The organism is Streptomyces sp. NPDC087215 (assembly GCF_044744885.1).
Lineage (GTDB): Bacteria > Actinomycetota > Actinomycetes > Streptomycetales > Streptomycetaceae > Streptomyces.
In genome coordinates, this window is record NZ_JBIUZD010000012.1 from 15,550 (window position 1) to 28,583 (window position 13,034).

Sequence of the window (13,034 nt, forward strand, 5' to 3'; positions counted from 1 at the left end):
CCACGGCCGCCACGTCCCAGTCCGCCCGGCGCGCGCCCGCCCGGGGGGGCCGGGCCGCCCCCCCCCCCCGGGGGGGGCCCCCCCCCCCCCCCGGGGGGCGGGGCCCGCCCCCGCGGCCCCGGCCCCCCCCGGCGTACTCCCCCGAGAGGGGGGGAAGGACGGTCCCGTGGGCCGCCGGGCGTCAACGCCTCGCCGCGCCGAACCACCTCGGCAGGTGCCCGGCGAGGTCCCGCTGGTCCTCGCCGACCCACGCCACATGCCCGTCCGGGCGCAGCAGCACCGCCCGCGCGTCCAGTTCCTCGCCCTCGCCGAGATCGTCCACGACGTGGTCGACACGGTCCTCCCAGCCCGCGACGGACAGCAGCCCGGTCCGGTCCAGGAGCAGGCCCCGCCCGGCGTGCGTCAGCCCGTACAGGTGGCCGCTTCTCAGCCGCAGGTCCCGCAGGCGCCCGCCGAGCAGTTCATGGCCCCCGCCGAAGTCGTAACGGACCGCGATGGCGGTGATCTTCTCGATCAGATACCGGTCCACCTCCTCGAACCGCACCAGCTCGGCGAGCAGTCGGCGCACGGCCCGCGGACCGGGCTCCGTCGACATCAGCTGGATCTGCGCCCGGGTGTTGTCGAGGACGTCGGAGGCGACCGGGTGCCGCTCCGCGTGGTAGCTGTCCAGCAGCCCCTCGGGGGCCCAGCCCGCAACCTCGGCGGCCAGCTTCCAGCCCAGGTTGAAGGCGTCCTGGACCCCGAGGTTGAGCCCCTGTCCGCCGGTCGGCGGATGGATGTGCGCCGCGTCGCCCGCGAGGAACACCCGGCCGGTCCGGTAGCGCTCGGCGAGCCGGGTGGCGTCGCCGAAGCGGGAGAGCCAGCGCGGTGCGTGCGCGCCGAGATCGGTGCCCGCGAACTTCCGCAACTGGGTCCGGAACTCGTCGATCCCGGGGGTGGCCGTGCGATCCTCGGCCACGCCCTCGGCGGGCACGACGACCCGGTACAGGCCGTCGCCCAGCGGCATCGCGCCGAACCGCAGCTGGGTCCTGCGGACCTCGGCCGTCACGGCGGCCAGTTCCTCCGGGGAGACGTCCAGCGCCATCTCGCCCAGCAGCGTCTCGACCCGTGAGGGCTCGCCGGGGAAGCCGACGCCGAGGAGAGCGCGCACCGTGCTGCGACCGCCGTCGCAGCCGACCAGATGACGGGCGCGCAGCCGGGTGCCGTCCGCCAGTTCCACGGTCACCCCCTCGGCGTCCTGCTCCAGTCCGACCAGTTCGTGGCCGCGCCGGATCTCCGCGCCCGTCTCCACGGCGTGCTCGGCGAGCAGCCGCTCGGTGACGGTCTGCGGAATGGCCAGGACATAGGAATGCGCGGTGTCGAGATGCTCGGGCCAGGAAGTGCTGAGACCCGCGAAGAAACCACCGGCCCGGATTTCCCGGCCCTCCGCGAGAAAGCGCCCGAGCAGCCCGCGCTGTTCCATCACCTCGATGCTGCGCACATGCAGCCCCTGCGCCCTCGACTGGAGGGTCGGCTCCGTCTCCTTGTCGAGAACCAGCACGTCCACGCCGTGCAGTCGCAGTTCTCCGGCGAGCATCAGGCCGGTCGGACCGGCCCCGGCGATGATCACGTCGATCATGAGAAAAGCCCCGTTCGATATTTCCGGTGTTCCGTGGGGGCGGGTTTTCCGTGTGTCGTCGAATTGCGCCGTCCACGGCTTCGCCCGGAGATTGTGGACCATGACCGGGGCCTTGCGGCAAGGCCCCCCGTGCGCTATATCTTGAGAGTGGCGAGGAGTCCTTGGACTCCTCGCCCCAGTTGTTTCCCGCCCGCCGTGTGCCGTCGGGAGCGGGGGTCACCGGGGTGGTTGACGAAAGGTCTGGACCAACCTACGGTCTGGTCGAACGCGCGCCATGCCCAGGACCATCCCCCACGACGTCCCCAGGAGCACGCATGCCACGCCCACGGATCGCCCGCGCCCTCGGAGCGGGAATCGCCACCCTGCTCGCCGCCGCCGCCCTCGCCGCCCCCACCGCCCAGGCCACCACCCCGGGGCGGGCCGCCGCCCCCGGCACCGCGGCCGCCGCCGCCCCCGGAGACACCTGCGCCCTCAAGTCCCGCCCCACCGGGAAGGTGCTCCAGGGCTACTGGGAGAACTGGGACGGCTCCGCCAACGGCGTCCACCCGCCCTTCGGCTGGGCCCCCATCGACGACCCCCGCTTCGCCGCCCACGGGTACAACGTCATCAACGCCGCTTTCCCCGTGATCCGTTCGGACGGCACGGTGCTCTGGCAGGACGGCATGGACAACACCGTCCGGGTCTCCACCCCGGCCGAGATGTGCCGCGCGAAGGCGGCGGGCGCGACCCTGCTCCTGTCGATCGGCGGCGCCGCCGCGGGCATCGACCTCAGCTCCCGCGCCGTCGCGGACAAGTTCATCGCCACCGTCGTGCCGATCCTCCAGACCTACAACTTCGACGGCATCGACATCGACATCGAGACCGGGCTCGTCGGCAGCGGCAACATCAACACCCTCTCCACCTCCCAGGCCAACCTGATCCACATCATCGACGGCGTCCTCGCCCGGATGCCCGCGGGCTTCGGACTGACCATGGCGCCCGAGACGGCCTACGTCACCGGCGGCAGCGTCGTCTACGGCTCGATCTGGGGCGCGTACCTCCCGATCATCAAGAAGTACGCCGACAACGGACGCCTGTGGTGGCTCAACATGCAGTACTACAACGGCAGCATGTACGGCTGTTCCGGCGACTCCTACTCCGCCGGGACCGTCGCCGGGTTCGCCGCCCAGACCGACTGCCTCAACCGGGGCCTGGTCATCCAGGGCACCACCATCCGCGTCCCGTACGACAAGCAGGTCCCCGGCCTGCCCGCCCAGCCCGGCGCGGGCGGCGGCTACATGTCGCCCTCCCTGGTCTCCCAGGCCTGGAACCGCTACAACGGCGCCCTCAAGGGCCTGATGACCTGGTCCGCCAACTGGGACGGCTCCAAGGGCTGGACCTTCGGCGACAACGTGAAGGCGCTCCAGGGCCGCTGACCCCCGGGGCACTGATCGGGGGACACCCGACCACCACACGCACGACCACGCGTCCCCTGCCACCCCTGCCACACCCACCCGCCACGCACCCGGGCCCTGGCCCTCGGCCACGGCCGCGACACCACGGCCCCCGCCCCGGACCGGTGATCGAGATCCGACGATCACTGGCCCGGGGCACGGGTGTTGTGCTTTGCTGGCCCCATGACCCTGCTCGTGACGCGCCGACACGTGGACTACGTGCGCGTCACGACCACGTCCTGTTCCGGCTGACACCGAGGCCCTCGTCCCGGCAGCCGGCCGTCGCACGCGCGACCACCGCGCCCCCGTCACCCCTCGACGCCGTCCTCCGACGCGCCCCTTCCGGGCCCGTCGCCGTCGGCACGAGCGCCTCCCGGTGCAGCGAACCCCGCCCGCGCCCGTCCCACCTGGAGGACCCATGAGCCTCGGCAACGACCCCGACTCCCGCACCACACCCACCCGCCCCGGCACCGCCGACGGCGTCCCCGAGGACTTCGTCGAGGAATGGGAGGCATGGCACCGCGAAAAGGAGGCCCGGCTCTCCGCCGCGCACGGCTTCCTCGCCATCACCGGCCTGCACTGGCTCACCGACGAACCGCAGAGCATCCCCGACGCCCCCGGAACCTGGACCACCGGACCCGGGGGAGTCGTCGTCGAACTCGCCGACGACGAGGAACTCGTCGTCGACGGGACCACCGTCAAGGGCCGGTACGCCTTCGGGGACATCCCCGAGCGCGGCGGCGTCGACGCCGTCTGGGGGGACATCGTCATCGAGGTCGCCCGGCGCGGCGGCCACGACGTCGTCCGGCCCCGCCACCCCGGCCACCCCCTGCGGGTCGCCTTCACGGGAACACCCGCCTACGCGCCCCACCCGCGCTGGGCGGTCACCGGCCGCTACGTGCCCTTCGACGAGCCCCGGCCCACCACCGTCGGCGCCAGCGTCGAGGGCCTGCGGCACGTGTACGACGCGCCCGGCCGGATCGACTTCCGGCTCGACGGACAGGACCTGAGCCTGACCGCCTTCAACGGCTACACGCCCGGCGGCTTCACCGTCCTCTTCACCGACCGCACCTCGGGCGTCACCACCTACGCCGCCAACCGCAGCCTGCGGGTCGGCGCCCCGGCACCCGACGGCACCGTGCTCCTCGACTTCAACCGCGCGGGCAACCTGCCCTGCGCGTACACCGACTACGCGACCTGCCCGCTGCCCCCGACGGAGAACCGCCTCCCGGTCGCCGTCGAGGCGGGCGAGAAGATCCCCCGGGAACGCGGACCCGTCACCACCTGACCGACCGGCCCCGTCAACCGGCCCCACCGCCCGGCCCGTCAGGCCGGGCGGCGGGGCCGGCCGTCTCAGCGGAGGTCGAACCGGTCCAGGTTCATGACCTTGTCCCATGCCGACACGAAGTCCCGCACGAACTTCCCGCCCGCGTCCCGGGAGGCGTAGACCTCGGACAGCGCCCGGAGCTGCGCGTGCGAGCCGAAGACGAGATCGGCGGCGGTCGCCGTCCACCGGACCTCGCCGGTGGCCCGGTCGCGGCCCTCGTACACGTTCTCGTCCATGACCGACGGCTTCCACTCCGTGCCCATGTCCAGCAGGTTCACGAAGAAGTCCGTCGTCAGCGACTCCGGCCGGTCGGTGAACACACCGTGCCGGGAGCCCGCGAAACCGGTGTCGAGGGCGCGCATCCCGCCGACCAGCACCGTCATCTCGGGCGCGGTGAGCGTCAGCAGGTTCGCACGGTCGAGGAGCAGGGTCTCCGGCGACAGCTTCTCGCCCGCCCCGAGGTAGTTGCGGAAGCCGTCAGCCCGGGGTTCGAGCACGGCGAACGACTCGACGTCGGTCTGCTCCTGCGCCGCGTCCGTACGGCCCGGCGCGAACGGCACGGCGACCTCGTGCCCGGCGTTCCGCGCGGCCTGCTCGACCGCCGCGCAGCCGCCGAGGACGATCAGGTCCGCCAGCGAGATCCGCACGCCGTCGGAGCGGCCCCCGGCGAACTCCCGCCGGACGCGGTCGAGGGTCTCCACCGTCCGCGCCACCTCGGGCCGGGCGTTGACCTCCCAGTCCTTCTGCGGCGCGAGCCGGATACGGGCCCCGTTGGCCCCGCCCCGCTTGTCGGTGCCGCGGAAGCTCGCCGCGGCCGCCCAGGCGGTGGTGACCAACTGGGACAGGGCCAGGCCCGAGGCGAGGATCTCGCCCTTCAGGGCGGTGACGTCGACCTCCTCGACCAGCGGGTGATCCACGTCGGGGACCGGGTCCTGCCACGGCTGCGGCTCGGGAACCCAGGGACCGAGACAGCGCGAGACCGGCCCCATGTCACGGTGCAGCAGCTTGTACCAGGCGCGGCCGAAGACCTCCGCGAGCCGCTCCGGGTCCTCGTGGAAGGACCGGGCGATCGGGGCGTAGACCGGGTCCAGCTTCATCGAGAGGTCCGTCGTCAGCATCATGGGGGCGTGCCGCTTCGACGGGTCGTGCGCGTCCGGGACCGTGTCGCCCGCCGCCGGGTCCGTCGGCTTCCACTGACGGGCCCCGGCCGGACTCGTCGTCAGCTCCCACTCGTAGCCGAACAGATGGTCCAGATAGCCGTTGTCCCAGGTGGTCGGCGCGGTGGTCCAGGCACCTTCGAGACCGCTGGTGAGGGCGTCGGCGCCGACCCCCCTGCCACAGGTGTTCCGCCAGCCCAGGCCCTGCTGCTCCAGGGGCGCGGCCTCCGGCTCGGGGCCGACGCACGAGGGGTCGACGGCGCCGTGACACTTGCCGAACGTGTGCCCGCCGATGATCAGCGCGGCCGTCTCCTCGTCGTCCATCGCCATCCGCCGGAACGTCTCGCGGATGTCCCGGGCCGCGGCGAGGGGGTCCGGATCGCCGTTGGGCCCCTCCGGGTTGACGTAGATCAGGCCCATCTGCACGGCGCCGAGCGGCCCGGTCAGCTCACGGTCGCCGCGGTAGCGCTCGTCACCGAGCCAGGTGTCCTCGGGACCCCAGAAGACCTCCTGCGGCTCCCAGACGTCCTCCCGGCCGAAGCTGAACCCGAGGGTCTCGAAGCCCATCGACTCCAGGGCGCAGTTCCCCGCGAAGACCAGCAGGTCCGCCCAGGAGATCTTCCGGCCGTACTTCTGCTTCACCGGCCACAGCAGCCGCCGGGCCTTGTCGAGGCTGGCGTTGTCCGGCCAGCTGTTGAGCGGGGCGAAGCGCTGGGCGCCGGAACCGCCGCCGCCCCGGCCGTCCTCGACGCGGTACGTCCCCGCCGAGTGCCAGCTCATCCGGATGAACAACGGACCGTAGTGGCCGTAGTCGGCGGGCCACCAGTCCTGCGACGCCGTCATCACCTCGAAGACGTCACGCTTCAGCGCCTCGACGTCCAGGCCCGCGAACTCCTGCGCGTAGTCGAAGTCCTCGTCCATCGGACCGGACCGCCGCGCGTGCTGGTGCAGCACCTGCAGATCCAGCTGGTTCGGCCACCAGTCCCGGTTGCTCATCGGCGGGGTGCCGGTCGGGGTGGGGGAGGGGATCGCGGGGTTCTCGCTCTCGGACACGTCCGTCCTTCCTGTCGCGGTGTCTCCGAATACCGGCCGCGCACCCCGACCTCCCCCCACTTCCGGTGCCGTGCGCGCGACGCGTCCGTATGGTCGCGCACGGCGGGCCGCGCGGCGCGGTGAACACGCGGGACGCCACCACCGGGACCGGTCCGCCCCTGGCACGGGACGGACCGGGTACGGGTCAGAGCCCGGCGACCCGGGAACTCGCCGACAGCTCGTACACCAGCGTGACCGTCCGGCGGGCACCCGGCGCGAGAGCGACGTCCCAGCGGACGACACCCTCGCCGTCCACCGCGTCGGGCACCGGCGAACACGCCTCCTCGCGCAGCCGCACCTCCACCGCCGACACCTCGGACACCGGAACGCGCTCGCGCACCACCACCGTCCGCTCCCCGCTCTCCCCGGGAGCGGAGAACCGGGACAGGTGCAGCCGGACCGTGCGGGTGACCACCGTCCGCTGGGTGAGCCCGCTGGTGTCCCGGCCCTCCTCCGTCGTACGGACCACCCGGTGGTCGTCGTCCCCGCCGAAAGCCAGCTCCAGCGGCGCGCCGGGCGCGGTGAACTCCAGCGTTCCCCGGCCCACGAAACCGCCGCCCCTGACCAGGTCCACCGGACCGGCGAGCAGCGCGTGACCGGACCGGTTGTCGCCCCGCACCACCCGGGTGACCAGCGGAGACAGCTCGGGCGCACAGGCGTACTCGCTGCTCACGGGGGTGCTGAAGGACGACAGCGGCACCCGGTGGGCCCGCCCGTCCGAGCGCACCGACACCGGCGCGGGGGCGTGCAGGACACGGACCTCGCCGCCGTCGTCCACCCCGGGAAGGCCGACCACCGCGGCGGCCGGACCCAGCGAACCGATCTCCTCCTCGCGCAGCTCCACGTCGACCGTGCGGCGCTCGGCCGCCGTGCGGTCCTTGAGGACGAGCCGGTCCTCGTCGAGCAGGGGCGGTTCGGCGGCCGTCGCCGACCGGGCCGTGGACAGCGTCAGCCGTACCCCGGACCAGTCCTCGCCGGTCCGCTGCCACACCACGGCGTCCGTCTCCAGGGCCACGGAGTCCCCGTCCAGGACGGCGCGGTAGGCGGGACGCCACAGCGCGCACGGGACGAGGTGGCCCAGCCGCAGTCCGACCGGCCCCGCCGAGGCGACCTCCACGGTCAGCTCGACGTGCCCGAGCAGTTCGGCGGGCTCCTCCTCGGCGAGCGCCCGGCCCTCCAGGACCTCGGCCAGTTCGGCGGCGACGGCCGTCAGCCGGGCGTCCACGCCACGCAGCCGCTCGCCGTGCTCCTCGCGCCCGGCGTCCACCCGGTCGAGTTCCCGGGCCCAGCGGGGACCCTCGTCCTCCCCGTGCCCGACGCCCTCGCCGATCTCCCGCAGCAGATCGGCGGCGAGCCCGCCCAGCAGGTCCAGCCGGGTGCGCAGCCGGTCCCGGGTCTGTTCGAGACCGGTCCGCTCCTCCTCCAGGGCGTGCTCGCGACGGCGCAGCGCGGAGTCGTCCTCGCCCGGCGGGCGGGGGCCGCGCGGTGCCCAGGTACGGACGATCCGGGCGTCGAGCACGCTCGCCGGGGGTCCGGAGAACGGCTCGGCGTGCAGGGTGCGGTCGACGGCGAGTGCGGCGACCGGGCCCAGGCGCAGCCGGTGGACACCCGGCTCCAGCTCGACGACGGCCTCGCGTTCGACGTGCGCGCGGTCCTCCAGACAGGTGACGGCGGTGACGGGGGCGGCGACGGTCTCGACGTCCGTGGACATGGTGTCTCAGCTCCTGCGGTTGCCGCCGACCAGGGCTTTGCCGGCCGGGATGCGGATCTCGTATCGGCCGTCGAGGGCCGTGGTGCCCCCGGCGGGCAGCTCGACCCGCCAGAGGCGGGTGCCGGGCGCGTGCCGCTCAGGACCGTCGTCCCCGGGGGCCGCCCAGTCGGCGTGCTCCTCGATCCGGACGTCCGGGTCCAAGGAGACCGGCACCCGTTCGCGGACCTCGACGGTCACGGGCCGCGCGAGCCCGTTGGCGAGTTCCACCCGGACGCGGTGGTCCAGTACGGCGGTCTGGTTGCGCAGACCCGAGGTGGACTCGCGCAGGTGCGCGTTCCGGGAGACCCGCACGCCCTCCGCCGGGCCCAGCCCCATCCGGCTCGTGCCGCCCGGCGCGAGCGTCGGCAGGGCCGCGGTCCGCAGGAACTCCCCGTCGACGGTGACCTCGACCGGGCCCGCGAGGAGCGCCCGGTCGGAGGCGTTGGAGAGCACCAGGGTCGCGTACACGACCGGTTCCACGGAGGGCACGGTGAGGTGCTCGGTGCGCAGACCGACCGCGATTTTCATGACGGTGACGGTGTGCCAGGTGCCGTCCGAGGGGATGTCCGCGCGGGCGGCGGCGTCGAAGCGCTGGTCGAAGGAGCCGGCCGACTCGCGGGGGAGCACGGAGTGCGCGGGCAGCGGCAGGGCGGCCACCGCCTCGGCGCGGCGCCGGTACTCGGTCGCCACCGCGTCGGACGACGTGTCCGGGAACAGCCGCCCCCGATGGTGACCGGGCCCGTCGGGACCGCTCAGGACGAGGGCCGTGTAGTCGAGCTCGGCGGCGTCGGGGCGCGGCGGTCCGGGCACCGGCGGCGGTGACGGCGGCGGCGCGCCGGGCGCGGGGGCGCCGGGAGCCGAAGGGGCCGGTGGCGGGGCGGCGAACGCGGCGGGTGCCGCGCCGAAGGCCGCGCCCCCCGGGGCGGCGCTCCGGGAGCGCGTACGGGCCGGTGCCGGGGTGTGCCGCTCGGCGGCCCAGGTGTCACCGCCGTAGCCCTGGCCACCGTACCCCTGGCCGTCGAAGGCCTCGGGGGCGGAGCCGGGACCGCCCGGGACCGGAAGCCCGGTGAGCGGGGCGGGCGCGCCACCGGCGTCGCGGGGAACGGCGCTTCCCGCCCGGCCGAACGTCCCGGGCCGGGGGCCCGCCGCGTCGTACCCGGTGAACAGGTCCTCCAGCCCCGTGGGCGGCTCGCGCCAGCCGGACGGGGCGGGGGCCTCCTGGCGCCGTCCGATCCTGATCGAGCGGAGCTTCGGGAGATCGGTGCGGCGCCGGAGGTCGGCGGTGGCCAGGGCGACGCGCACCCCGGTCCAGTCCTCGCCGGTGCGCTGGGCGACGGAGGCGCGCAGCACCAGACGGCCGGTGTCCTCGCCCTGACGGTGGGACAGCCGGTACGCGGGCACCCAGACGGCACCCGGCACCCCGTACTCCACCTCGATCTCCACCTGCTCCGCACCCGCCCCGGCGACGGTGAGGAGCGCCTGGACGGTGGTGTCCACGTGCCGGGACGGCGCGTCGGTGGAGGCGCGGTCCAGCCGGTCCGCGGCGAGCTCCAGCGCGTGCTCGACGCGCAGCAGTTCCTCGTCGAGAGCGGTCAGCCGGGTGTGGAGAGCGGTCAGCCGCCCGTCGACGAAGTCGGCCAGCTCCAGCCAGGCGTCGACCGGGGCGCGGCGGTGCTGGGGCTCGTCGCGCCTGCGGGGCGGCGCCACCGGGCGCAGGGCGCCGACCTCCGCGACCAGCGACCGCTGCCGGTCCCGGCGGCCCCGCGCGGCCTCCGCCTCGTCCCGCAGCCGCTCGACCTCGCGCCGCAGCGCGTCCCGCCCGTCGGGGACGGTGGCGCGGGGCTCCGCCCCGATCTCCACCCGCGCCTCGGTCACCCGGGAGCCGGGGGAGCCCAGGACCCGGGCCCGCAGCGAGCCGTGGTCGAGGGTGCGGGGCAGGCCCGTCACCCGTACCCGGCCGTCCGGCGGCACGACGCCCCGGGCCAGCCTGCGGCAGAGCGCTCCCCGCGCGTACACCACGACCGAGTCCAGGGCCGAGGCCCACCGTCCCGTCGCGTCCGTCGTCCGTTCCGTACCGGTTGTCATCGCCCCGCCCCCACCCGGCTCCGCCCGACCGCTGTCTTCGGGGCGAAGCCTACGGGAGCCGCCCCCGGTCCCCCCGTGCCCCTCCCGCGCGGCGGGTGAGCCGCGTCTCACCCCGGCGCGCTCCCTTGTCTATGCAACGAGTTGCATAGAAGGATGGGGGTGTGGCGATCGAACACGCGATTCTGGTGTCCCTGCTGGAGAAGCCCGGGTCCGGCTATGAACTGGCCCGACGCTTCGAGCGCTCCATCGGCTACTTCTGGACGGCCAGCCACCAGCAGATCTACCGCGTGCTCAAACGCATGGAGGGCGACGGCTGGGTGGATGTCAGGGACGTGCCCCAGCAGGGCCGTCCGGACAAGAAGGAGTACTCCGTCGCCGCCCCGGGACGCGCCGCCCTGACCGGCTGGCTGCGCGACCCCGTCGAACCCGAGAGCCTCCGGCACGACCTCGCCGTGAAGATCCGGGGTGCGGCCTTCGACGATCCCGCCGCCCTGGTCCACGAGGTGGAACGGCACCGGCGGACGCACGCCGACCGGCTCGCCCACTACCTCGCCGGAGAGGAACGGGACTTCACGGGCCCCGGCGCGCCCGGCACCGCCGGGGGCCCCCTCGACCCCGGGCGGGAGCTCCAGCACGTCGTGCTGCGCGGCGGCATCGCGTACGAACGGATGACGCTCGCCTGGCTCGACGACGTCCTCGCCACCCTCCACCGGCTCGGCGCCCCGGACTGAGACCGCCCCCGTCCGTCCCCGTCCGCCCCTGCTGCCCGGACCCCGCACCCCGCACCGCCCCGCACCACCCGTCCCGCCCCTCCGGACCGAGAGACGAACACCATGGCCGACTCGCCGCTGTTCAACCCGCGCACCTACGACCCCGCGCACTTCGACCCCGAGACCCGCAGACTGCTGCGCGCCACCGTCGACTGGTTCGAGGCGCGCGGCAAGCGACAGCTGATCGAGGACTACCGCACCCGCGCCTGGCTCGGCGACTTCCTCGCCTTCGCCGCCGCCGAGGGCCTCTTCGCGACCTTCCTGACCCCCGCCTCGGAGGGCGAGGGGGACCGGCGCTGGGACACCGCCCGGATCGCCGCCCTCAACGAGATCCTCGGCTTCTACGGCCTCGACTACTGGTACGTCTGGCAGGTCACCGTCCTCGGCCTGGGCCCGGTCTGGCAGAGCGACAACACCGCCGCCCGCCGCCGGGCCGCCGAACTCCTCGACCAGGGCGAGGTGTTCGCCTTCGGCCTGTCCGAGAAGACGCACGGCGCCGACATCTACTCCACCGACATGCTCCTCACCCCCGACGGCGACGGCGGGTTCCGCGCCACCGGCTCCAAGTACTACATCGGCAACGGCAACGCCGCCGGGCTCGTCTCCGTCTTCGGCCGCCGCACCGACGTCGAGGGCCCCGAGGGATACGTCTTCTTCGCCGCGGACAGCCGCCACCCGGCCTACCACCTCGTCAAGAACGTCGTCGACTCGTCGAAGTTCGTCAGCGAGTTCCGCCTGGAGGACTACCCCGTCGCCGCCGAGGACGTCCTGCACACCGGCCGCGCCGCCTTCGACGCCGCCCTCAACACCGTCAACGTCGGCAAGTTCAACCTGTGCACCGCCTCCATCGGCATCTGCGAGCACGCGATGTACGAGGCCGTCACCCACGCACACCACCGGGTCCTCTACGGCCGTCCCGTCACCGCCTTCCCGCACGTGCGGCGCGAACTGACCGACGCCTACGTCCGGCTCGTCGGCATGAAGCTCTTCAGCGACCGGGCCGTCGACTACTTCCGCTCGGCGGGCCCCGACGACCGCCGCTACCTCCTCTTCAACCCGATGACCAAGATGAAGGTGACCACCGAGGGCGAGAAGGTCGTCGACCTCCTGTGGGACGTCATCGCCGCCAAGGGCTTCGAGAAGGACAACTACTTCGCGCAGGCGGCCGTCGAGATCCGGGGCCTGCCGAAGCTGGAGGGCACCGTCCACGTCAACCTGGCGCTGATCCTCAAGTTCCTGCGCGGCCATCTCCTCGACCCGGTCGCGTACGAGCCCGTCCCGACCCGGCTCGACCCGGCCGACGACGCCTTCCTCTTCCGGCAGGGTCCGGCCCGCGGCCTGGGTTCCGTGCGCTTCCACGACTGGCGGCCCGCGTTCGACGCCCACGCCCACCTGCCCAACGTGGTCCGCTTCCGCGAACAGGCCGACGCCCTCTGCGCGTTCGTCGCCACCGCCGCCCCCGACGAGGAGCAGAGCCGGGACCTCGATCTGCTGCTCGCGGTCGGCCGGCTCTTCGCGCTCGTCGTCCACGGCCAGCTGGTCCTGGAGCAGGCGGGTCTCACCGAGGTGGACGAGGACGTCCTCGACGAACTGTTCGCGGTGCTCGTACGGGACTTCTCCGCGCACGCCGTCGAACTGCACGGCAAGGACTCGGCCACCGGGCAGCAGCAGGAGTGGGCGCTGGGCGCGGTGCGCCGCCCGGTCGTCGACCAGGCCCGCTCGGGCCGCGTCTGGAAGACGGTGGAGGCCCTGTCCGACGCGTACGAGATGACGGACTGACCTCCCCCGCCCCGTCCGGCCGC

The 13,034-nt window shown here is 73.9% G+C and carries 8 protein-coding genes; 4 read left to right on the forward strand and 4 right to left on the reverse strand.

From position 1 onward, the window contains the following. Positions 1-181 precede the first annotated feature (181 nt). A complete protein-coding gene (rox, locus tag ACIO92_RS25970) occupies positions 182-1,618 on the reverse strand; it encodes a rifampin monooxygenase (protein WP_402283133.1) in 1,437 nt (478 codons plus the stop codon). A gap of 314 nt (positions 1,619-1,932) precedes the next feature. On the opposite strand from rox, the gene ACIO92_RS25975 reads away from it, so the two are divergent. Both ACIO92_RS25975 and ACIO92_RS25980 read left to right on the forward strand, forming a co-directional pair. Then, on the forward strand, positions 1,933-3,033 hold the full coding sequence (locus ACIO92_RS25975) for a chitinase (RefSeq protein ID WP_366443311.1): 1,101 nt from the start codon (positions 1,933-1,935) through the stop codon (positions 3,031-3,033). Positions 3,034-3,469: 436 nt separating this feature from the next. Further along, positions 3,470-4,339 (forward strand): DUF1684 domain-containing protein, encoded by an 870-nt coding sequence (locus ACIO92_RS25980; protein ID WP_402059286.1) that lies wholly within the window; start codon positions 3,470-3,472, stop codon positions 4,337-4,339. Positions 4,340-4,404: 65 nt separating this feature from the next. On the opposite strand, the gene katG is transcribed toward ACIO92_RS25980, so the two are convergent. From katG to ACIO92_RS25995, 3 genes are all read right to left on the reverse strand, one after another. Further along, positions 4,405-6,531 carry a catalase/peroxidase HPI gene (katG, locus tag ACIO92_RS25985; protein ID WP_366443443.1) on the reverse strand — a complete coding sequence of 709 codons (2,127 nt, stop codon included), beginning with the start codon at positions 6,529-6,531 and terminating at the stop codon, positions 4,405-4,407. A 241-nt stretch (positions 6,532-6,772) separates the two neighbouring features. After that, the gene (locus ACIO92_RS25990) at positions 6,773-8,338 is read right to left on the reverse strand and encodes a mucoidy inhibitor MuiA family protein (RefSeq protein WP_401239362.1); all 1,566 of its coding nucleotides are present in this window, start codon (positions 8,336-8,338) and stop codon (positions 6,773-6,775) included. Positions 8,339-8,344: 6 nt separating this feature from the next. Then, entirely contained in the window at positions 8,345-10,462 is a 2,118-nt protein-coding gene (locus tag ACIO92_RS25995) for a DUF4139 domain-containing protein (RefSeq protein WP_402283130.1), read from the reverse strand. A gap of 161 nt (positions 10,463-10,623) precedes the next feature. Between ACIO92_RS25995 and ACIO92_RS26000 the strand changes: the two genes are divergently transcribed. Then, positions 10,624-11,193: a PadR family transcriptional regulator gene (locus tag ACIO92_RS26000; RefSeq protein ID WP_401239368.1), complete on the forward strand. Its 570-nt coding sequence runs from the start codon at positions 10,624-10,626 to the stop codon at positions 11,191-11,193. Positions 11,194-11,295: 102 nt separating this feature from the next. Continuing rightward, on the forward strand, positions 11,296-13,011 hold the full coding sequence (locus ACIO92_RS26005) for an acyl-CoA dehydrogenase family protein (protein ID WP_402283127.1): 1,716 nt from the start codon (positions 11,296-11,298) through the stop codon (positions 13,009-13,011). Positions 13,012-13,034: the final 23 nt, after the last annotated feature.

Excerpts from the sequence above, each read along its gene's own strand:
- ACIO92_RS25995 (WP_402283130.1), bottom strand. The coding sequence starts at position 10,462 with ATGACAACCGGTACGGAACGGACGACGGACGCGACGGGACGGTGGGCC.
- rox (WP_402283133.1), bottom strand. The coding sequence starts at position 1,618 with ATGATCGACGTGATCATCGCCGGGGCCGGTCCGACCGGCCTGATGCTC.
- ACIO92_RS25975 (WP_366443311.1), top strand. The coding sequence starts at position 1,933 with ATGCCACGCCCACGGATCGCCCGCGCCCTCGGAGCGGGAATCGCCACC.
- katG (WP_366443443.1), bottom strand. The coding sequence starts at position 6,531 with ATGAGCAACCGGGACTGGTGGCCGAACCAGCTGGATCTGCAGGTGCTG.
- ACIO92_RS25990 (WP_401239362.1), bottom strand. The coding sequence starts at position 8,338 with ATGTCCACGGACGTCGAGACCGTCGCCGCCCCCGTCACCGCCGTCACC.
- ACIO92_RS25980 (WP_402059286.1), top strand. The coding sequence starts at position 3,470 with ATGAGCCTCGGCAACGACCCCGACTCCCGCACCACACCCACCCGCCCC.
- ACIO92_RS26005 (WP_402283127.1), top strand. The coding sequence starts at position 11,296 with ATGGCCGACTCGCCGCTGTTCAACCCGCGCACCTACGACCCCGCGCAC.